A 20,573-nucleotide genomic window follows, 5' to 3' on the forward strand; every position below is an offset into this window, starting at 1 on the left:
CGCTCAACTCTCCGGTCCGCCTTCCGTGGGGGTGTCCGTGCGCGCCGGGCGCACGATGTCCGTGAGGGTGGTCTCGACGCGGTCGAGGTGGTGGGACATGGCCCGCACCGCGTCCTGTTCACGGCCGTCGCGCAGGGCTTCTACGATCGCGCGATGCTCACGGTCGGACTGCTCGCGCCGGCCGCCCAGATCGTTGAGGAAGGCGGACTGGCGGGCGAGCGCGTCCCGGATCTCCTCGATCACCCGGCGGAAGACCGGGTTCCGGGCGGCCTCGGCCACACGGAGGTGGAAGAGGGTGTCCATCGCCACCCAGGCGGTGGTGTCCGTCTCCCGCTCCATGCGGTCCAGGAGGCCGGTCAGCCGGTCCAGGTCCTCAGGGGTGCGGCGCAGTGCCGCGTAGCCGGCCACCGGGATCTCGACGTGCCGCCGCACTTCGAGCAGGTCGCCGGCCGTGTAGTCGCCGAAGGTGAGGTCCCGGGCCGTGTCGGCGACGACGAAGGTGCCCCTGCCGGTCCGGGAGACGGTCAGTCCCATGGTCTGCAGGGCGCGCAGGGCCTCGCGCACAACGGGGCGGCTCACCTCCAGGGCACGGCACAGTTCGGCCTCGGAGGGCAGCCGGTCGCCGATCGCGTACTCGCCGCGCTCTATGGCACCGCGCAGGTGGGTGAGCACCGCCTCCATGGCGCTGACCCGCCGCGGGGTCCCGACGCCTGTCTGGCTGTCTGACAGGTTCACCAGGCGATCCTGCGGCCGCGGAAACGTTTCTGTCAAGCTCCCGCCCGGCGGTGGAACTCCACCGGGCCCCCGTCCGGCGGGACCGCGCGCCGCGGCCCCGCCGGACGGGAACGGAAGGTGGTCAGCTGTCGAGCACACCCGCGCCGAGCAGACCCATCAGGGCCACGCCCACCACGATGCGGTAGATCACGAATGCGTTGAAGGAGTGCTTGGCGACGAACTTCAGCAGCCAGGAGATGGACGCGTAGGCGACCACGAACGACACGATCGTGCCCGCGGCCAGCGGCGCGACGCCCACGCCGGCGCCCAGCGCGTCCTTCAGCTCGTACAGGCCGGCACCGGTGAGCGCGGGGATGCCGAGGAAGAACGACAGACGGGTCGCGGCGACGCGGTCCAGGTCGAGGATGAGCGCCGTGGACATCGTGGCGCCGGAGCGGGAGAAGCCGGGGAAGAGCAGTGCCAGGATCTGCGAGGTGCCGACCAGCATCGCGTCCTTGAACGACGTGTCGTCCTCGCCCCGCTTGTGCCGGCCCATCTGATCGGCCGCCCACATCACCCCGCTGCCGACGATGAGCGAGGCCGCCACCACCCACAGCGAGGCCAGCGGCCCCTCGATCAGCGGCTTGGCGGCCAGGCCCACGATCACGATCGGCACGGTCGCCGCGATCACCCACCAGGCGAACTTGTAGTCGTGGTTGTGCCGTTCCTCGCGGTGGGCCAGGCCGCGGAACCAGGCGGAGACGATCCGCACGATGTCCTTGAAGAAGTACACGAGCACCGCGGCGATCGCGCCGACCTGGATGACGGCCGAGAACCCGACGACGGCGTCGTCGTCGACGGGAATGCCCATCAGTCCCTCGGTGATCTTCAGATGGCCGGTGGAGGAGACGGGCAGGAATTCGGTCACCCCCTCGACGGCTCCGAGGACGACGGCCTGACCGACGTTGATGACGCTCATGGGATCCAGTTCTGCTCGCGGGAGACGTGTGGCGCGGACACGCCAGGAACGCACGTGTACGTAAGGACGGCGACGGGACCGCGGCAAGTTGTCCGGCAGGAGCGTCTTGCCCACGGTGTGTCAGCGGCCTGTCGGCGGTGTGCCGACGGCGGGGACAGTCTTACTACACGAAGGTGCGGGCCTCCGCACCGCCCTGGGGCTGCACGGGATCGGGCCTGCGCACGCACGCGCGGAAGCGGCCCCGCACCGCCGTGCGAGGGCGGCACGAGGAGTGGCATGGCGACATGCCTCCGCGCTGCCGGGGGCTGCCCTCAGCGCCACAGGACTCCGGCGAGCGAGACGCCGGCGAACGCGGCGGCGAGCCCGGCCGCCACACTCGCCGCCGCGTTGAGGACCGCGTAGGAGCGGGCGCCGTCCTGCGCCAGGCGCAGGGTCTCGTAGGAGAAGGTCGAGTAGGTGGTCAGGGCCCCGCACAGACCGGTGCCGAGCAGCAGTTGCAGCCGCGAGCCGGCCGCACCCGCGGTCGCGGCGCCGGTCAGGGAGGCCGAGGATCACGCACCCGGCGACGTTGACGACGAAGGTGCCCCAGGGGAAGACCGAGTCGTGCCGGGCCTGCACCGCACGGTCGGTGAGGTAGCGCAGCGGTGCGCCGACCATGGCACCCGCGACGACCAGCAGCCAGTTCACGAACGGTTCTTACCTTCCTCGGTCCGATTCGTCCCGATACTGCCCGTCGGTTGCCCGGTCTCCCGGTCGTCCGGCCATGCGGGGGCGAGCACCTCGCACGCGTCGAGGACGGCGAGTCCGTCGGTGAGCAGTTCCTCGATCCGGGGAAGGAAGGCCCGTACGCGGTCCTCGGCGTCCACGATCACGACGGCCACGGGGAGGTCCTCGCCGAGCGAGAGCAGCCGGGAGGTGTGGATCACCGAGGAGGCGCCGAACCCCTCGATGCCGCGGAACACGCTCGCGCCGGCGAGGCCGGCGGCGTGCGCCCGGTGCACGATCTCCGCGTACACGGGCTTGTGGTGCCAGGTGTCGCACTCGCCGACGAGGACGGTCAGGCGCAGGGCGCGACGGGTGGGGACGGTCATCGGGTCCTCCGGGTCGAGCTCAGCAGGCGGTAGGTCGCGGCGGCGGCGAGCCACACCGCGGCCAGGGCCGCGAACAGGGTGGCGGCGAGGTAGGCGAGGCCGGTGCGGGGACGGCCGGCGTCGAGGAGCCTCTCGATGTCGACGGCGTAGGTCGAGAACGTGGTGAAGCCCCCGAGCACTCCGGTGCCGAAGAAGGGCCGTACCAGGGGGTGGGGGGCCCACACCTCGGCGAGGAGGGTCATGACGACGCCGATCACCGCGCAGCCGACGACGTTGATCCACAGGGTGGTCCAGGGGAAACCGCCCGTGGGCGTCGGCCACAGCAGGCCGGCGGCGTAGCGGGCGGTGGCTCCGGTGCCGCCGCCGAGCGCGACCGCCGCGACGGCACGGCCCTGACCGTGCCGGACGGGCGGGCGGCGTACGGGAGGGGCGGTGGTGTGCGCGGACTTCCCGGCGTCGACACGTTCGGGGTGCGGGACCGTCATGGGCTGCTGCTCCTACTCGCCGGGGCCCGGTCCGCCGGGCACGCTCGGGTGCAAGTAGGGACCGTCGGCGGCGACCCCGCCGCGGTTCGGGTACGGCGGGCCCCACCGCCGCGCCGCGTGTCGGGAGCGCGGCCGGTGGCAAGGTTATCGCGGGGTACGGGAGGCGTGCGACCGGCCGGCGGGGCGCCGGCGCCCCTACCACCCGGATTCGAACAGGTCGCGGGCCTCGGCGATGCGTGCCTCGTCGCGGTGGTAGCACGTCCGCCCGGCGACGCGCTCGGCGCGGAGCAGACCCGCCGCGGCGAGGACGCCGAGATGGGCGCGGGCGAGGTCGGGGGTGATCCCCAGGACGACGGCGACGGCCGGGGCGGTGGCGCCGTCGAGGTCCACCAGCAGCTCCAGGATGCGGCGGCGGATTCCGCCGCCGCCCATGGGTGACTTCAGCACGGCGCCCCTTCCCGACGACCTCGCGATGCCCACTGTGACGCGGGGCGGGGAGCCGCACAGAGGGCGTAATGGGCCGAAGTGCGGGCGCGCGGGCGGCACGGCTCCCGGAACGCGGGGACGGGGCGTGGCCGCGCGCGGGGACCGGTCAGTTTTCGAGAAGCGGGTGGGTGCCCCTCCCGCCTAGCGTGGATCTCACCGGGGCCGCACGGCCCGGGACCACACGAGAGCTGAGGAGCGCCGCCATGACCGGTGGAGTGCGGACCGTCATCTACCCCGTCAACGATCTCGCCCGGGCGAAGAAGCTGTTCAAGGCACTGCTGGAGACCGAGCCCTACGCCGACGAGGCGTACTACGTCGGGTTCAAGGACTCCGGGCAGGACATCGGGCTCGACCCCAACGGGCACGCCCGGGGAATGACCGGTCCGGTTCCCTACTGGCACGTCAGCGACATCCGGGCCCGGCTCACCGCGCTGCGGGAGGCCGGGGCCGAGGTGCTGCAGGACGTGCAGGACGTCGGCGGCGGAAAGCTCATCGCCTTCGTGAAGGACGCGGACGGCAACCTGCTGGGTCTCACCGAGGACCCGGCGGGCACGACCCAGAGTTAGTTGCACGCTCAACGAATGGCCGGATTCTGTTACCGTTCGGGTATGTCAGCGAAGACAGCCACCTCCCCGCTCGAGGAGCGGTGGCGGGACATCCTGTCGGTGCACGCGCGCACGATGTGCGAGATCGACCGCGCACTGCACCCGCACGGCCTGGGGGCCAGCGATTTCGAGGTGCTCGACCTCCTCGCCGCGCAGGCGCCGCAGGAGGGCGAGCAGTGCCGGGTGCACAACCTCGTCGGCCGGGTCCATCTCAGCCAGAGCGCGCTGTCCCGGCTCATCGGCCGGCTGGAGAAGGACGGCCTGGTGACGCGTTCCGTCTGCGCGCACGACCGGCGCGGAGTGTGGGTCGCCCTGACCGAGAAGGGCCGCACCCTGTACGCCGAGGTGCGGCCCCTGCAACGGGCGGTGCTGGAACGGATGTTGAGCGACTGACGTCGAAGTCGAGCGACCGACGTCAGGGCTGGGTGGCTCGGGTCAGGGCCGGGCCAGTCGGCTGCGGACACCGTGCGAGTCGAGGGTCAGGCCGTGCGGCGAACTGGCGTCGATGGTGAGGGACAGTTCGTCGGCGGGCCACTGGGCGGCCAGTGCCCCGAGCGGGACCAGCCGGTAGCGGGTCACGGACGGCAGCAGCTCCGCCATCTCCCCCTCCGAGGTGAACACCGGCACGGTCTGCGTCCCGCCCGGCTGTTCCAGTACGGGCAGGGCGACGGTGGTCGGGTCGGTGGCGTCCTCGCCGGTGGCGTCGTCCGGCACGGGGATCAGGACCTCGCTCCCGGCCAGCGTGTCCAGCGCGTCGGTGTCCTCGGCGTCCACCAGCAGGGTGGTGAGCGCGTCCCGGACGGCGGTGGTCGTGCGGGGGCTTTCGGGTGTGTCCATGGCAGATTCCCAGGTCGTGGCGGTCGGGCGGCCCCGTGTGTGAGCGGCCCGATCGGACCTCGGGGCGCCTACCCAGGCGCACCCGGACCATGCGCCCCGGGTCCCGGAAGTGACGTCGCGTCCTCAGCCGGCGGTGGCTTCGAACCAGGTCGGCTCGTCGGAGAGCGCCTGCTTGATCCGGAGGCGATGACCGTTCCGCAGCGGGGGCAGGGCGTCCAGTGCGAACCAGCCCACCGCGAGCGACTCGTCATCGTTCACCCGGGGCTCGCCGGCCACGGGCCGGCAGCGGAAGGTGATGTCCATGAACTGGCAGATGTCACCGTTGGCGTAGGTGATCTCGCGGCTCACGCCGACCGAAACGACGCGCTCGGCGACGCAGCGCACCGCTGTCTCCTCGTACACCTCGCGCACGGCACAGTCGGCCGGCTGCTCACCGGGGTCCGGGATGCCGCCGATCAGCGCCCACTCGTGGTTGTCGGCGCGCTGCCCGAGCAGGATCCGTCCGGCGTCGTCCAGGACGACGGCGGTGACGCCGGGGATCCACAGCAACTGGTGGCCCGCGGAGGCCCGGAGGGTGTGAATGAAGTCAGGGGTGGCCATGCCACGACCCTAGAGCTCCTCCCGCGGCCACCCTCCGCCGGGCCCGGCCGCCGTCCGGCCGTGACTCCTGCTCGGACGCCGTCCGTCCGGCGTCGTCACCCCTGCTCGGACGCCTGCCGCCCGGCGCCTCCCGTCCGTCGGGCGCGGACCGTGCCGGTCACCGCCCGGCCGAGGCCGCCGGCCGCGACGAGCACCAGCGCCAGTTCGGGCAGGGTGCCCAGCCGGGTCGCGGGCGTCTGCGAGGAGCGCAGCGGCACCTTCTGCACCAGGGAGTCCGCGACGAACATGCCGGTCTTCTGGGTGATCCGCCCGTCCGGCATGATCACCGCGCTGACGCCGCTGGTCACCGGCACGGTGACGGTGCGGCTGTGCTCCACGGCGCGGACCCGGGACATGGCGAGCTGCTGGTACGTCATCTCGCTGCGGTCGAAGGTGGCGTTGTTGCTGGGCACCGAGATGATCTGGGCGCCGTCGGTGACGGTGGAGCGGACGGTCCAGTCGAAGGCCGCCTCGTAGCAGGTGACGAGGCCGACGTGGGCGCCCGCCATGGTGAAGACGCCCGGCTCGTGGCCCCGGCTGAAGTCCTGGCGCACCATCGACGTCCACGTCTTGTTGATCGCGCCGATCATGCCGCGCAGCGGGAGGAACTCCCCGAAGGGCTGGATCTGCCGCTTGTCGTAGATGTCCCGCGGCCCCTTCTCCGGGTCCCAGAGGATCTGCTCGTTGTAGAGCTTGCCGTCGCGTTCGATGACGGCGCCGACCGAGAGCGGGGCCTTGATCGCCTCGGCCGCGCCCTCGATGACGGCGTAGGCGTCCGCGTTGGTGTAGGGGTCGATGTCGGAGGAGTTCTCCGGCCACAGCACGAGGTCGGGCCGGGCCTTCTTGCCGGCGTCGACCTCGGCGGCCAGCCGCCGGGTCTCGCGCACGTGGTAGTCGAGGACGGCACGGCGCTGGGCGTTGAAATCGAGGCCCGCGCGCGGCACATTGCCCTGGATGACGGCGACCGTGGTGGTGCCGTCCTCGGCCTTGTCGCTCACCAGCGTGCGGGAGGCGAACGCGCCTGCCACGGGGACGGCCACGCTCAGCAGCGCGACGGCGGCGGCCCCGCGCCGCAGCCCGCCGGTACGCCGCGCCGCGACCGCGAGCCGGACCGCTTCGCCGAGTCCGAAACCGCACAGGACGACCGCGAAGCCGAGCACCGGGGTGCCGCCCGCGGCCGCGAGGGGGAGGAAGATCCCGTCGGCCTGACCGAAGGCGACCTTGCCCCAGGGGAAGCCGCCGAACGGCACCCGCGCGCGTGCCGCCTCCCCCGCCGTCCACAGCGCCGCCGCCCACAGCGGCCGGCCGGGCAGCCGGGAGACGGCGGTGATACCGGCGCCGACCAGGGCGACGAAGGCCGCCTCCGCCGCGACGAGCGCCAGCCACGGTCCGGGACCGACCTCGACGCCGGTCCAGACCAGGAGCGGCAGCAGGAACCCGAGGCCGAACAGATAGCCGAGGCCGAGCCCGGCCTTCCAGGTGCGGCCGCGCAGCAGCAGTCCGAATCCGGCGAAGGCCGCCAGGGCCAGCCAGGACAGGGTGCGGGGCGGGAAGCTGACGTAGAGGAGCACTCCGCAGAGCGCCGCGACGGCGGCCGGCAGGAGTCGGCGCAGCAGGCGGAGGGAGCGCGCGGCCGGCGTGGCCCTGGGGCCGAGCCGGTCGGGCCGGTCCACGGTGGTGGCGGTGGCGGTCACTCCGGGAGTGTACGGGGCGTGACCAGCGGGGCGACAGATCGGTCCGGTCCGTCCCGCCGCTCCCCCGGCACCGGCCGTCACCTCAGCTGGACCGTTTCTGCACAGCTCGTACACAAAACGGCCCCCGACCGTTACGGTGTGCCCCGGACCCGGGACGAGGGACGCCCACCGGGTCCGGCCACCGCCTGGGGGCGGGGCGCCGACCGGGGGCCGTCGCGGGCCGGGGCACGACAGGGCGGGGGTGTGGGGTGGGCACCGCAAGAGACGGAGCGGAGGCCACGGGGCAGAGGGCGACGGCCGGGGGAACGGCTGTCCGGGAGCGCCGTGGCAGCGCGGACGCGTGGGGGGTGACGATCCTCGGCGCCTGCGCCGGGTGGGCGCTGCTCACGGCGGCCGGGCGGGACGGCAGACCCGAGGGGGTGCTGCTCGCGGTGCTCGCGGTCGCCGCCGGATACGCCACCGGCCGGATCGCCGGTGCCCTGCTGCCGGTGGCCGCGCCCGCCGTGGCCGCCCTGGCCGGGCTCGGGCTGGCGCTGGGGGTTCCGGGCGCGACGGCCGGTCCCCGGCTCGCCGCGCCGCTCGGTCACGCCGGTGCCACCGCCGCGCTGCTGACACTTTCGTCGGGCGCCGCCTGCTGCGCCGCCTTGGCGGCCGCGGCACCGCTGCCCCGGTTCACGCTGCGACTGCTTGCCGCCGGTACCGCCGTGGCCGCGGCTGTCCAGGGGTCGGTGGCCGGCTGCCTCGCGTGTGCCGGGGTGCTGCTCTGTTCGCCGGCCGCCGCGCGGATGCGGCACCGCGGGCTCGCTCTCGCCGGTCCGGCGGCCGCGGTCGCGGCGGCGGGCGCTCTGGCCTGGGCGGTGGCCGAGGACGCCCTGCCCGAGGGGCTGGCCGCGTCGGCGGAGGGACAGCTGGGCGGGTACCGGGTCCTGCTGTGGCGGGACGCGGTGGGGATGGCGGGCCGTGATCCCCTGCTGGGCGCGGGGCCCGGACGGTTCGGTGAGCTGAGCCCGACCGCCGCGGCCACACTGACCTCCGACGGCCGGCCGCACTCGGCGGCCCTGCAGCAGGCGGCGGAGCAGGGTCTGGTCGGGGTGGCACTGCTGGCGGCCGCGGGCGCCTGGGTGCTGTACGCGCTGTGGCGTTCGCCGCGCGGTACGCCGGTGGTGCTCAGCGCGGGTGTGGCGCTGGCCGCGGTGGGCGTGCTGGCGACGGTGGGCAACGCCCTGAGCTTCACGACGGTCACCGCGGGGGCGGGCGCGCTGGCGGGCGTCGCGACGGCCCGGCCGCTCGGCGGCGACGAGGGTGAGGGCGCCCCGGAGCGGTGAGGGCGGGGGAACCGTCTCCGCGCGGTGCGGTTCAGCCCGCCGTGTCCGCCACCGGCGGGTGCAGGCGGTCGCTGATGACACGGACCGCGGCCTCCGCGTTGTCGACGGTGATGGTGAACACGTGCCCGTCCCACAGCCGCAGCACGAGCCCCTCGCCCCGCCGTACGACCACCGCGGTGCCCTTCTCGGGCCGCCAGCGGTAGCCCCAGCCGCCCCATTGGCGCGGGGTGACTCTGGGCGCGAACTCGGCGCCCACGACGTGGGACAGGGGGATGCGGCGGCGCGGCACTCCGATGTGGCCGCAGCGCACTTCGAGGCACTCCCCGTCGACCCTCACCGCGACGTGCACGAAGGCGAGGGTGCCGAAGAGGATGAGCAGCCCGGCGGCGATGCAGCCCACGACGGACATGGCCAGCGCGGCGACGCCGGATTCCCATGCGGAGTCGATGGCCAGCTCGATGCCGAGCGCGAGGCAGGCGGCGCCGGCGAGGGCCGCGAGCCACTGGGCGCGGTTGGTGGCGCGTCCGGTCCAGATGTCCGGGTGCCTGTGGTCACCGTGGGGGTGGTCCCTCATGTCCCTGAGGGTAGCCCGATTCCGCTGCGCGGGCAGTCGCTCGCACAGCGTCGCCCCCGCGGTGGCCGGGTTCCGGAGGCGTCAGCGTGCGGGGCTGACCGTGTCCAGCAGTCGGCCCTCCTCGTAGGCAGCGGCCTCCGGCGGCAGCGGCGCCTCGCGCCCGCTCAGGAGCACCGTCAGCGTGCCCCGTACCGCGGCCTCCGGGTCCGGGAGCGCGCCGAGGCGGCGCAGCGCCTGCGCGGCGACGGCGGTGGCGGACCCGTGCAGGACCGGCGAGGGGCGGCCGGGGCCGCGCAGGGCGGCGCGGATGCGCTCGGCGACGAGCTCGTAGTGGGTGCAGCCGAGGACGACGGTCCTCACGTGGTCCGGCGTGCGCGCGGCGGCGTCGGCGATCGCGGCGTCGATCGCGGTCTCGTCGGCGTGCTGCACGGCCTCGGCGAGACCGGGGCAGGCCACCTCGGTGACGTCCAGGTCGTCGGCGAACTCCCGGATGAGGCCGCGCTGGTAGGGGCTGCCGGTCGTGGCGGGGGTGGCCCAGATGGCGAAGGGTGCGCCGCCGGCCGCTGCCGGCTTGATCGCGGGGACGGTGCCGATGACCCGCAGCCCGGGTTCGAGGCGGGCCCGCAGCGTGGGCAGGGCGTGCACGGAGGCGGTGTTGCAGGCGACGATCAGCGCGTCGGGGCGCTGTGCGGCGGCGGCCTCGGCGACGGCCACGGCATGAGCGGTGAGATCCTCGGGGGTGCGCGGGCCCCAGGGCATGCTGTCGGGGTCGGAGGACAGCACGAGATCGGCGTCGGGCCGCAGTCGGCGTACCGCGGCGGCGGTCGGGAGCAGTCCGATTCCTGAGTCCATGAGCGCGATCTTCACCCGGTCACCTTAGACGATCCGTGTCGGGAGGCCGCCGGTGTGGGGCAGACTGCGGCGGATGAGTGCCGTTGTGTGGATCGCCCTGGGATCGCTCCTCGCCTGGCTGTGGCTGCTGCTCGGCCAGGGCTTCTTCTGGCGCACGGACGTCCGGCTGCCGCTCCGCCGGGACCCGGAGGTGTGGCCCCCCGTGTGCGTCGTCGTACCGGCCCGGGACGAGGCGGAGGTGCTCCCCCGGAGTCTGCCCACGCTGCTGACGCAGGAGTATCCCGGGCGGGCCGAGGTCTTCCTCGTCGACGACGGCAGTACCGACGGCACCGGGGAACTGGCCGCGGAGCTGTCCCGGCGCCACGGCGGTCTGCCGCTGACCGTGACCTCCCCCGGCGAGCCGCCCGCCGGCTGGACCGGAAAGCTGTGGGCCGTGCGGCACGGCATCGGCCTGGCCCGCACCCGTGAGCCCGCGTTCCTGCTGCTGACGGACGCCGACATCGCGCACGCCCCGGACAGCCTGCGGTCCCTGGTCGCCGCGGCCGAGACCGGGGCGTACGACCTGGTGTCCCAGATGGCGCGGCTGCGCGTGGAGAGCCGGTGGGAGCGGTTCGTCGTCCCGGCCTTCGTCTACTTCTTCGCGCAGCTCTATCCCTTCCGGTGGATCGGCGTGCGGGGCGGGCGCACGGCGGCGGCGGCCGGCGGCTGTGTGCTGCTGCGCGCGGAGGCGGCCGAGCGGGCGCGGATCCCGGACGCGATCCGGCAGGCGGTCATCGACGACGTGGCGCTGGCGCGGGCCGTGAAGGGCGGCGGCGGGCACATCTGGCTGGGGCTGGCCGACCGGGTCGACAGCGTCCGCCCCTACCCGCGGCTGCGCGACCTGTGGCACATGGTCGCGCGCAGCGCGTACGCGCAGCTCCGGCACAGCCCGCTGCTGCTGCTCGGCACCGTCCTCGGGCTGGCCCTGGTGTATCTGGTGCCGCCGGTGGCGTTCCTCGCCGGCCTCGTCACCGGGTCCTGGGCGGCCGCGGCGGCCGGGGGGCTCGCATGGCTGGTGATGACGGCGACGTTCGTGCCGATGCTGCGCTACTACCGCCTGCCGCCGTGGCTCGCCCCCCTGCTGCCGTTCACCGCGCTCCTCTATCTGCTGATGACGGTGGACTCGGCGGTGCGGCACTACCGGGGGCGCGGTGCCGCCTGGAAGGGCCGGACCTACGCCCGGCCCGACACGGCCCTCGAGGAGAGCTGATCCCTCGCAGGCGGCTCCTCACTTGCGGCCGGGGGTCCAGTTCATGCCCCAGCCGTAGGCGCGGTCGAGGGTGCGCTGGGGGCTGACCCCGCGGTCCGGGACCAGGTAGCGCGCCTCGCGCTGGACGACGAGATCGCCGCCGGTGTTGGTGATCAGGGCGAGCGCGCACACGGTGGAGGGCACCGTGCACTCGTCGAGGGAGAAGTCGACGGGTGCGCCGTGCTGCGGCCGCAGGGTGACGGTGGCGTGCAGGTCGGCGAAGGAGCGGGCGCCCTCGTAGATGGTCACGAACACGAGGATGCGGCGGAAGTCCCGCAGGTGGTCGAGGTTGATGGTGAGGTTCTCGCCGGTCTCGACCGCGCCGGTGCGGTCGTCGCCGTCGAGGTGGATGTACGGCGGCCGGTCCAGCGCGCCGAAGGCGTTGCCGAGGGCCTGGACGACGCCCTTGCGCCCGTCGGCGAGTTCGAACAGGGCGCACAGGTCCAGGTCGAGGTCGCGGTGGTGGGCGACGGCCCGGCCGCGCTTGCTGCCCCAGCCGGAGAACTGCTTGCGCACCTCCCAGTTGAGGTTGACGCGCATGGCACCGGAGGTGCCGCCCTGCTTGGCGAGGGAGACGGAGGGGGCCTCCTTGGTGAGCGTCACCTTGGCGAGGCGGACGGGGGCGGGCGACGCCGGCGGCGGGGGCGGTGCCGCCGGGGAGACACCCACGGGGGGTGGCAGTGGCACGGGGGCGCCGGTGGGCGGGGGCGCGGTGACGGGCGCGGCCGGCCAGTCGACACGAGGTGCGGGAGCCGGGGCCTGGGCGGTTGCCGGGGTGGTGGCGGCCGGTCGCTGCGGCTCGTCCACGGTGATGCCGAAGTCCGTGGCGAGCCCTTCCAGTCCGCTGCTGTATCCCTGGCCGACGGCGCGGAACTTCCAGGCGCCCTGACGCCGGTACAGCTCCCCGAGGACGAAGGCGGTCTCGACGGTCGCGGTGGCGTCGAAGCGTGCGACCTCCTCGCCGCTGCGTGCGTCCAGCACGCGGATGTACAGCCCGGGCACCTGTCCGAAGGTGCCGCCGTCGACGGAGGCCGCGAGGACGATGCGGTCGATCGCACCCTCGACGCGGGGGAGGTCGACGAGGAGCGTGTCGGTCACCTCGCCGCCGGTGGTCCGGCTGCCCTCGTGGCGCACCGCGCCGGAAGCGTGCGTGGGCTGGTTGTAGAAGACGAAGTCGGCGTCGGTGCGCACCCTTCCCGAGTCCAGCAGGAGTGCCGAGGCGTCCGCGCCGGGCACCCCCGGACCGGACCGCCGGCCCAGTTCGACGCGGAGTTCCGCCGTCGGCACCGGAACGTTCGCCCCCTTCAGCATGGACATGCTGCTCCCCCTCACACCTCTCGGCACCGGCCCGCCCGGCGGCGGCGCCGTCGGAGGGTTTCCAGCCAAATCTACGGCGCCGTGTCCCGGGAATCCCCGTGCGTCACTTTCCTGGACGGAAGGGCGCCGGACCGCTGGTCACCAGCCCCGGAGCGCGGCCTATACCGCATCAGGACGCCAGTCGCCGCCCCTTTTCGGCGAGTTCGCTCGTATTGGGGATCCGACGTCACCAGCCGACACGGAAAACAACCCTCTTATCGGTCTCCCCAACCAGCACATCGTGGGCTTAACTTATGTGCCATGACCTCCCCCCGCTCCACCTATGGCGGCGGTTACTACTCCGCGTCGCCTTTCCCGGACACCCCGATCTACGACTCGCTCGTGGCCGAGCGGGGCACCCCGCAGATCGCCCCGATCCGGGTCCCCTCGGCCTACGAGCCGAGCAACAACCTGCCCGCCCTGCCCTCGGCTCTTCCCGCGCTGCCGTCCGGCCCGTCCCCCCAGATCCCCGCGTACGGCTACCCACAGGCGCAGCAGCCCACACCACTGCAGCAGGCGGCGCCCGCCGCCTACATTCCCCAGCAGGTGGGCCCGCGCGGCTACCCGGGCGCCCAGGCACCGCAGCCGCCCCGCCCCATGGTGGGCGGCACGGGGTACGAGGCGATGCGCCCCGCCGCCCCGCGCCCGGCCCCGACGCCGTACCAGGACCCGTACCAGAACGGGCAGCAGTACCGGGGCTACTGAGCCACCGAGCACACCGGCTCGACGCCGTCGGGTCCCGGAGCACCGCCGGGACCGTGACGGCCGCCGGGAGCGTCACGGCTGTCCGGGCCGTGACGCTCCCACCGGGCCCCGTGTCAGGGGTTGCTGACACGATGGCCCCATGCCGAAACCAGCGCTGCACTCGCTCCACATCCACCCGGTCAAAGCGCTGCGGGCCCAGCCCTTGCCCGCGGCCGTGGTCGAGCCTTGGGGGCTGGCCGGGGACCGGCGCTGGGCGGTGATCGACGACACCGGCAAGGTCCTCACCCAGCGTGAGGAACCGCGCCTGGCGACTGCCGCCGCCGAGGCCCTGCCCGGCGGCGGCATCGTGCTGTCCGCGCCCGGCCGGGAACCGCTCACGGTCGCCGTGCCGGAGCCGGGCGTCACCACGACGGCGCGGATCTTCGGGCAGAAGGTGGACCTGGTGTCCGCCGGCACCGAGGCGCGGGACTGGCTCAGCGGCCATCTGGACAGCGACGTCTTCCTGGCCCACCTCGACGACCCCGCCGTGCGCAGGCCCATCGACGATCCGCCGTACAGCTCCCCCGGCGAGATGGTCAGCCTCGCCGACCGCTACCCCCTGCTGCTCACCACGCTCGCCTCCCTCGACTCCCTCAACGCACTGATCGCGCGGGGCGATCACGCGGCGGAGGGCCCGCTGCCGATGAACAGGTTCCGGCCCGGCGCCGTCGTCTCGGGCACCGAACCCTGGGCCGAGGACGACTGGAACCGGGTGGCGATCGGCGAGGTCGTCTTCCGCGTGGCCAAGTTGTCCGGACGCTGCGTGGTGACCACCACGGACCAGGACACCGGGGCCCGCGGCAGGGAACCACTGCGCACCCTCGCACGGCACCGGCGCTTCGACGGCCGGCTGGTCTTCGGCCAGAACCTCGTCCCGCTGACCACAGGGACGATACGGGTGGGCGACCCCGTCGAGGTGCTGGGCTAGGCCCGGCTCGGGCCCGGGAGCAGCCCACCGAAGCGGGGGCGGGAGGGCGGTCCCGGGGAACCCCCGCCGGGTCCGCGAGCGTTGGGACGCGTGAGACGTTTCTGAAGATCCGTGGAGCACGGCGGCGTGATGTCGCTCTCTCTTCTCCGCGCCCGGGCGCCTTCGGCCCGCGCGCGGAGTTATCACGGAGCGGAAGGGGGTGGGGCGGTTGCGGGCGGTTCGCGGACTCTGGCGCTGGCGGGGCAATCCACTGCGTCGTACGACCGACCTGGTCGAGGCATGGCTGGCACTGGTCGCCCTCGTGCTGATCCTCGTCGTGGCGCCGCTGGTCGGCGCCGCCGTGGGGGCGGCCACGCAGGACGCCCTGCAACACGCCGTGCGGGAGCAACGGCACGCCCGTCACGAGGTGGTGGCCACAGTCGTCCGAAGACTGGACCACAGCCCGCTGGACCCCGATCCGGAGACCGCCACCGCCCGGGACGCGCACAGTCACGTCCTGGCGAGCTGGACGGGCCCGGACGGCACGGTCCGGCACGGGGCCGTCCTGGCCGACCTCGAACAGCCGCGTCACGGCGACCACTTCACCCTGTGGACCAACGCCCGCGGCCACCCGGTGGACCGTCCGCTGGACACGGTCACGGCCACCACCCACGCCGTCCTGGCGGGCTTCGGCTCGGCCGTCGCGGCGGCCGGACTCGTCGAGGGCGGCAGACGGTTGCTGGTGTGGCGCATGGTCCGTCGCCGGTACGCCCGCCTGGACCGGGCGTGGGAGAAGGCCGGCCCGGACTGGGGTCGCACCGGCACCGACGCCTGAACGGCCTTCGGCTCCGGTCCGTCCACCCGCCCCGCGCACGCTACGGTGGACCGGCCGAACTCTTCGGCAACGACCCGCGTACGACGAGGTGGGGGCACGGCAACGCCATGGCACAGGGCACGGTCCAGGTGACGCACACCGGTACATCGAGGTGGCGGCGCCGCACGGGTGAGTACGCGTCCCTCGCCGCCGCGCTGGAGGCCGCGGGCGACGGCGACGTCCTCACCGTCGCCCCGGGCACCTATCGGGAGAACCTCGTCGTCCAGCGGGCGGTGACGCTGCGCGGGCCGGAGGGTTCGCCCGGTTCCGTGCGCATCGCCCCCGTGGACGGGGTGCCGTTGACCGTCCGCGCCTCCGCGGTCGTGCAGGACCTGCACGTGGAGGGCCAGGACGCGTCCGCGCCGGCCGTCCTGGTGGAGGAGGGCACCCCCGAGCTCACCGATCTGCGGATCATGACGCGTTCGTCGGCCGGGATCGAGGTGCGGGCCGAGGCCCGTCCCACCGTCCGGCGCTGCACGGTGGACAACCCGGCGGGTGTCGGGATCGCCGTGGTCGACGGCGGGGGCGGGGTGTTCGAGGAGTGCGAGGTGGTCGCGGCGGGCCAGTCCGGCGTGGCCGTGCGCGGGGGCGCGCGGCCCCGGCTGGAGCGCTGCCGAGTGCACCACGCCTCGGGCGCGGGGCTGTCGGTCACCGGGGAGAACTCCTCGCTGGAGGGCGTCGGTTGCGAGGTCTACGAGATCAAGGGCTCCGGTGTGCAGGTGACCGGGCGGGGGACGGCGCACCTCACCGACTGCGACGTGCACCGCACCACCGCGGACGGCGTCACCCTGGACACGGACGCGGTGCTGACCCTCGCCGACTGCCGCATCCACGACGTGCCGGAGAACGCGGTCGACCTCCGCTCGCGCGCGGTCCTCACACTGACCCGCACGACGGTGCGCCAGTTCGGGCGCAACGGGCTGTCGGTCTGGGACCCGGGCACCCGTGTGGACGCCAACCAGTGCGAGATCTTCGACTCCACCGGCGACTACCCGGCGGTGTGGATCAGTGACGGCGCCACCGTGGTCCTGGAGTCCTGCCGGGTGCACGACGTGCCGGACGCGCTGTTCGTGCTCGACCGGGGCTCGCGCGCCGACGTGATCGACAGCGACCTGACGCAGGTGCGCAACACCGCGGTGTCGGTGAGCGACGGCGCGACCGCGCAGTTGGACGACTGCCGGATCAAGGACGCGGCGACGGGCGCCTGGTTCCGCGACCACGGCAGCGGCGGCACCCTGAGCGGCTGCACGGTGGACGGCGTGCAGACGGGCGTGATCGTCACCAAGGGCGCCGATCCCACCGTCGAGCGCTGCACCATCGCCTCCCCGGCGGAGGCCGGCTTCTACGTCTCGGCGGGCGGCCGGGGCACCTTCCAGAACTGCCGGGTCACCGACAGCGACGGATACGGCTTCCATGTGATCGACGGCTGCCGTACGACGCTGCGCAAGTGCCGTACGGAACGGTGCGCGCGCGGGGGTTACGAGTTCGCGGACGGCGGGCCGGAGGCTCCGGGCGGTGGCGGCGCGCTCGTCGAGGACTGCACCAGCGACGAGAGCACGAGCCTGCGCTCCCCCGCCCGGGAGACGGCCGTGCAGACCACACCGGCACCCGGGTCCGGGCTGCTGGGGTCCATCCCCGGTCAGCGCACCACGGAGCCGCAGGGCCTGGTGGCGGCGCCCGAACCGGCGGCCCCGGCGGCCCGCACCTCGGAGGCGGTGCTGGGCGAACTGGACGCGCTGGTGGGGCTGGAGAGCGTCAAGCGCGAGGTGCGGGCCCTGACCGACATGATCGAGGTGGGACGGCGCCGCCGGCAGGCGGGCCTGAAGGCGGCCTCCGTACGACGCCACCTGGTGTTCACCGGCTCCCCCGGCACCGGCAAGACGACGGTGGCCCGGCTGTACGGGGAGATCCTGGCCTCGCTCGGGGTGCTGGAGAAGGGCCATCTGGTCGAGGTGTCCCGGGTCGACCTGGTGGGCGAGCACATCGGCTCCACCGCCATCCGCACCCAGGAGGCGTTCGACCGGGCGCGCGGCGGTGTGCTGTTCATCGACGAGGCGTACGCACTGTCCCCCGAGGACTCCGGCCGCGACTTCGGCCGTGAGGCGATCGACACGCTGGTGAAGCTGATGGAGGACCACCGGGAGGCGGTGGTGGTGATCGTCGCCGGCTACACCGCCGAGATGGAGCGCTTCCTGAGCGTCAACCCGGGGGTCGCCTCCCGCTTCTCACGGACGATCACCTTCGGCGACTACGGCCCCGAGGAGCTGCTGCGGATCGTGGAGCAGCAGGCGGAGGAGCAGGAGTACCGGCTGGCGGAGGGGGCGTCCGAGGCACTGTTGAAGTATTTCGCGGCGATACCGAAGGGCCCCGCCTTCGGCAACGGCCGTACGGCGCGGCAGACGTTCGAGGCGATGGTGGAGCGGCACGCGGGCCGGGTCGCCCAGTTCGCCGAACCGAGCACGGACGACCTGACGCTGCTCTATCCGGAGGACCTGCCGGAACTGCCGGGCGCCTGAGGCGTGTTGTCCGTGGGTGCCGTGCCGTCCGCCTCCTCGACGGGGCGGGGGGCCGGCACTCCGGGCCGCAGCCGGGCCAGCAGCAGTCGGCGTTCCTCGGCGAACGCCGGGTCCGCCTGGTAGTCGCTGTGCCCCAGGATCGGGGCCGGCAGCGGGTGCAGCGCGGTGCGGCCGTAGGCGAGCGGGTCCTTGAGCGGGGCGCGGTCCACCTCGGGACCGCAGTCGCCGGGCAGCCGGACCGGCCCGCCGATGGGGTCGGTGAGCCGGTAGAGGTTGCGCCAGCAGTCGACCTCACGGTGCAGGGCGCTGAGCGAGGCGGGCCCGAAGTGCGCCGGGAACCAGCGCCCGTACAGCCGTTCCAGGGGTGAGCCGTAGGTCAGCAGGGCCACCCGGCGGCGTACCGAGGGCTTGAGCTGCCAGGCCGCCGCGGCGGCGAGCACACTGCCCTGGGAGTGGCCGGAGAGCACCAGCCGGCCGCCGGTGGAGCCGGTCCAGGTCGCCATGCGCCAGGTCAGGTCGGGCACGGCGCGCTCGGCGTAGCAGGGTGGGGCGAAGGGATGCGCGGCGCGCGGCCAGAAGGTGCCGACGTCCCACAGGATGCCGATGGTGCGGCGGGCGGCGGGGTCCTTGTAGGCGCGTCGGCCCCAGGTGACGAAGAGCAGGAAGCCGACCCCTATCAGCCAGGAGCCGCACGCCTGGGTGGTGTCGGCGGCGCCCTGCAGCGCGGAGGAGGTGCCGCGGGCGGCGTCGCCGGGGACCTCGTCGGTGAGTTCGGCGCCGACCAGTGAGGCGGTGCCGAGCAGCAGCGTGGCGACGGCGACGACGCCGATGACGCGGGGGGCCAGGTCGGTGAGGGGGGCCATCGCCCTGGCCCCGGCGATACGGCGGGTGCGGGCGGCGTCGGTGGGTTCGCCGGGGTGGTCGCGCTCGACCTGGACGGCCTCGGCCCGGCGCAGTCGCAGGGTGCGGCGCGCCAGCAGGGCGACGACCACGAGCAGCAGCAGGAGCAGCGGCGGGATCGCGGAGGCCTGCCAGGTGAGCAGGACGGGCGGTCCGGGCAGGGTGCGGCGGGTGCCGTCGAGCCAGTCGGAGACCCGCTGGGCGACGCCGCCGGACATCACCCCGCCGAGCGCGCAGGCGAGCATGGCGACGGCGGGGCCGGCCAGCCCGCGCAGCGCGGTGCGCGGGTGACGGTGCGTGCGGTACAGGGTGTGGGCGACCAGGGCGAGTACGACGACGAGCAGGCACTGCGTGAGGGTGAGCGTGCCGAACACCCGGTCGCCCGGCAGCCGTCCGGCCGACCGCCAGTCGGGGCGCGACCAGCAGGCGTACCCGAGCGAGAGCACGAGCAGGGCCAGGGAGCTCATGGGCAGCAGGCGGACCAGGGCGCGGTCGAGCCCCCGGTCGAGACGGTTCTCGGTGCGACCGCGGCGGCAGACCACCCAGACCACGACGAGCGCGCCGGCCACGTACGCCGACTCGAACAGCGGGGCCAGGGCGTCGAGGAGCGCGGGTCCGCCCGGGCGTCGGTCCTGGCGGGCGGCGGCGGTTCCGACGGCCGCGGCGACGGTGAGGAGGGCGGCGGCGGTGTGCGCGGCGCGCAGCCGGGCCACGAGTCGGCGCCCGTACCAGAAGCCGGGGCGGGCGAGCGCGCTGCGGTAGGCGTCCTCCCCTGCTTCCCCGTCGGCCTCCTCGTCCTGCGGCGGTGGCGGCTGGGACTCGTAGGCGCTCCAGGTGCGGTGGGAGAGGTACCACAGCAGTCCGGTGAGGGCGGTCGGCACGAGCGCGGCCAGGGCGAGCCGGCGGCCGGGCTCGCTCCACCAGCCGCCGTCGGAGACGACGGGTGACAGGAAGCCGAGCCAGGAGTGCCGCCCGGCGCACGCGGGGGTGCCCGCGCACTGCCAGGCGGTGAGGTCGAGGGCGACCTCGCAGGCGGCGGCGACCAGCAGCACCGTGAGGCTGAGTCCGGCGAGCCGCACCAGGAGGCCGTACAGGCGTACGGTCCGGATGCGGTGACCCTCGGTGCTGGGGCGCATCCAGTGGGCCAGGTTGACCACCATGAACGGCAGGAGCAGCAGCCACAGGGCGCGCGAGCCGTTGCCGGAGGTGAGGTTGCACCAGACGTAGGCCTCGGGCACCGGCGCGTCGCCGTGGTCGGCGGGCCGTTCCTCGGCGTCGACGTCGTCGGCGCGGCGGAAGACGGCGGCGGTGTCGTCGCCGGTGATCCGGACCGTGCGCGGATCGTTCAGCATCTCCTGCGGAGTGGTGCCGCCGACCCCGTGGACCAGGAGTTCCAGGGTGTTCTGTGCCGCTGCGTGTTCCACCGTCTCGCACTTCCCCCGCGCGCGGTGCGCGCCTGTGGCGGGCGTCTGTCTTCATGTCATGTGCAGGCACAGGATTGCCGATGTGGGGCACGGCCACACCTGTGTGACCGAAATGTTTTCAGGATGCGTGACGCGCGGGCAGGAGAAACGCGGCCGACGACGCCCCCCGGCACCGGTCCGAGGGTGCCGCCTGCACGGTCGGCGGCAGGGACGGCGATGGTGCGGGCAGTGGCGCGGATGTCGCTGGGGCGTGCGAGGATGGGGCGTCCTTCGCCACCGCCGC

General features: G+C 74.0%; 20 protein-coding genes and 1 pseudogene. 8 read left to right on the forward strand and 13 right to left on the reverse strand.

Going from position 1 to position 20,573, the window contains the following annotated elements; all coding sequences use genetic code 11:
• Window positions 1–3: 3 nt before the first annotated feature.
• The 6 genes and pseudogenes from QFZ64_RS05085 to QFZ64_RS05110 all read right to left on the reverse strand — a co-directional run bounded on the left by QFZ64_RS05085 (window position 4) and on the right by QFZ64_RS05110 (window position 3,716).
• A complete protein-coding gene (locus QFZ64_RS05085) occupies window positions 4–681 on the reverse strand; it encodes a FadR/GntR family transcriptional regulator (protein WP_307071579.1) in 678 nt (225 codons plus the stop codon).
• A 175-nt stretch (window positions 682–856) separates the two neighbouring features.
• Entirely contained in the window at window positions 857–1,693 is an 837-nt protein-coding gene (locus tag QFZ64_RS05090) for an undecaprenyl-diphosphate phosphatase (RefSeq protein WP_307062760.1), read from the reverse strand.
• Window positions 1,694–2,004: 311 nt separating this feature from the next.
• Window positions 2,005–2,380 (reverse strand): annotated as a pseudogene (crcB, locus tag QFZ64_RS05095) (fluoride efflux transporter CrcB).
• Entirely contained in the window at window positions 2,377–2,784 is a 408-nt protein-coding gene (locus QFZ64_RS05100; RefSeq protein ID WP_307062762.1) for a DUF190 domain-containing protein, read from the reverse strand. Before QFZ64_RS05100 ends, crcB (QFZ64_RS05095) begins: the two are co-directional and overlap by 4 nt.
• A complete protein-coding gene (gene crcB / locus QFZ64_RS05105) occupies window positions 2,781–3,269 on the reverse strand; it encodes a fluoride efflux transporter CrcB (protein ID WP_307062764.1) in 489 nt (162 codons plus the stop codon). The genes QFZ64_RS05100 and crcB (QFZ64_RS05105) overlap by 4 nt, the downstream gene beginning before the upstream one ends.
• A 195-nt stretch (window positions 3,270–3,464) precedes the next feature.
• Window positions 3,465–3,716: a helix-turn-helix transcriptional regulator gene (locus QFZ64_RS05110; protein ID WP_307062766.1), complete on the reverse strand. Its 252-nt coding sequence runs from the start codon at window positions 3,714–3,716 to the stop codon at window positions 3,465–3,467.
• Window positions 3,717–3,958: 242 nt separating this feature from the next.
• On the opposite strand from QFZ64_RS05110, the gene QFZ64_RS05115 reads away from it, so the two are divergent.
• Window positions 3,959–4,321, forward strand: a complete 363-nt coding sequence (locus QFZ64_RS05115) for a VOC family protein (protein WP_307062768.1) — start codon at window positions 3,959–3,961, stop codon at window positions 4,319–4,321.
• A gap of 42 nt (window positions 4,322–4,363) precedes the next feature.
• A complete protein-coding gene (locus QFZ64_RS05120; protein WP_307062770.1) occupies window positions 4,364–4,753 on the forward strand; it encodes a MarR family winged helix-turn-helix transcriptional regulator in 390 nt (129 codons plus the stop codon).
• 42 nt (window positions 4,754–4,795) lie between these two features.
• Here the strand turns inward: QFZ64_RS05120 and QFZ64_RS05125 are convergent, their stop codons facing one another.
• The 3 genes from QFZ64_RS05125 to lnt form a co-directional block, all read right to left on the reverse strand.
• The gene (locus tag QFZ64_RS05125; RefSeq protein WP_307062772.1) at window positions 4,796–5,197 is read right to left on the reverse strand and encodes an SseB family protein; all 402 of its coding nucleotides are present in this window, start codon (window positions 5,195–5,197) and stop codon (window positions 4,796–4,798) included.
• Between the two features lie 123 nt (window positions 5,198–5,320).
• Entirely contained in the window at window positions 5,321–5,797 is a 477-nt protein-coding gene (locus tag QFZ64_RS05130; protein WP_307062774.1) for an NUDIX domain-containing protein, read from the reverse strand.
• A gap of 95 nt (window positions 5,798–5,892) precedes the next feature.
• Window positions 5,893–7,530, reverse strand: coding sequence for an apolipoprotein N-acyltransferase (lnt, locus tag QFZ64_RS05135; protein WP_307062776.1), 1,638 nt, complete (start codon window positions 7,528–7,530; stop codon window positions 5,893–5,895).
• A 347-nt stretch (window positions 7,531–7,877) separates the two neighbouring features.
• Here lnt and QFZ64_RS05140 point away from each other — a divergent pair, with 347 nt between their 5' ends.
• Window positions 7,878–8,855, forward strand: a complete 978-nt coding sequence (locus QFZ64_RS05140) for an O-antigen ligase family protein (RefSeq protein WP_307062778.1) — start codon at window positions 7,878–7,880, stop codon at window positions 8,853–8,855.
• Between the two features lie 31 nt (window positions 8,856–8,886).
• On the opposite strand, the gene QFZ64_RS05145 is transcribed toward QFZ64_RS05140, so the two are convergent.
• Both QFZ64_RS05145 and QFZ64_RS05150 read right to left on the reverse strand, forming a co-directional pair.
• Entirely contained in the window at window positions 8,887–9,429 is a 543-nt protein-coding gene (locus QFZ64_RS05145; RefSeq protein WP_307062780.1) for a hypothetical protein, read from the reverse strand.
• Between the two features lie 81 nt (window positions 9,430–9,510).
• Entirely contained in the window at window positions 9,511–10,296 is a 786-nt protein-coding gene (locus QFZ64_RS05150) for a glutamate racemase (RefSeq protein ID WP_307062781.1), read from the reverse strand.
• A gap of 58 nt (window positions 10,297–10,354) precedes the next feature.
• Between QFZ64_RS05150 and QFZ64_RS05155 the strand changes: the two genes are divergently transcribed.
• Window positions 10,355–11,530, forward strand: a complete 1,176-nt coding sequence (locus QFZ64_RS05155; RefSeq protein ID WP_307062783.1) for a glycosyltransferase — start codon at window positions 10,355–10,357, stop codon at window positions 11,528–11,530.
• A gap of 18 nt (window positions 11,531–11,548) precedes the next feature.
• On the opposite strand, the gene QFZ64_RS05160 is transcribed toward QFZ64_RS05155, so the two are convergent.
• Window positions 11,549–12,886 carry a TerD family protein gene (locus QFZ64_RS05160; RefSeq protein ID WP_307062785.1) on the reverse strand — a complete coding sequence of 446 codons (1,338 nt, stop codon included), beginning with the start codon at window positions 12,884–12,886 and terminating at the stop codon, window positions 11,549–11,551.
• Window positions 12,887–13,186: 300 nt separating this feature from the next.
• On the opposite strand from QFZ64_RS05160, the gene QFZ64_RS05165 reads away from it, so the two are divergent.
• From QFZ64_RS05165 to QFZ64_RS05180, 4 genes are all read left to right on the forward strand, one after another.
• The gene (locus tag QFZ64_RS05165; RefSeq protein ID WP_307062787.1) at window positions 13,187–13,630 is read left to right on the forward strand and encodes a DUF6643 family protein; all 444 of its coding nucleotides are present in this window, start codon (window positions 13,187–13,189) and stop codon (window positions 13,628–13,630) included.
• Between the two features lie 139 nt (window positions 13,631–13,769).
• Window positions 13,770–14,597: an MOSC domain-containing protein gene (locus QFZ64_RS05170; RefSeq protein ID WP_307062789.1), complete on the forward strand. Its 828-nt coding sequence runs from the start codon at window positions 13,770–13,772 to the stop codon at window positions 14,595–14,597.
• Between the two features lie 208 nt (window positions 14,598–14,805).
• Window positions 14,806–15,411, forward strand: a complete 606-nt coding sequence (locus tag QFZ64_RS05175) for a hypothetical protein (protein WP_307062791.1) — start codon at window positions 14,806–14,808, stop codon at window positions 15,409–15,411.
• A 107-nt stretch (window positions 15,412–15,518) separates the two neighbouring features.
• The gene (locus tag QFZ64_RS05180; RefSeq protein WP_307062792.1) at window positions 15,519–17,966 is read left to right on the forward strand and encodes a right-handed parallel beta-helix repeat-containing protein; all 2,448 of its coding nucleotides are present in this window, start codon (window positions 15,519–15,521) and stop codon (window positions 17,964–17,966) included.
• Here the strand turns inward: QFZ64_RS05180 and QFZ64_RS05185 are convergent.
• Window positions 17,930–20,218, reverse strand: a complete 2,289-nt coding sequence (locus QFZ64_RS05185; protein ID WP_307071580.1) for a hypothetical protein — start codon at window positions 20,216–20,218, stop codon at window positions 17,930–17,932. The two genes, QFZ64_RS05180 and QFZ64_RS05185, sit on opposite strands and share 37 nt — an antisense overlap.
• Window positions 20,219–20,573: the final 355 nt, after the last annotated feature.

The sequence above is a fragment of the Streptomyces sp. B3I8 genome (genome assembly GCF_030816915.1).
GTDB lineage: Bacteria > Actinomycetota > Actinomycetes > Streptomycetales > Streptomycetaceae > Streptomyces.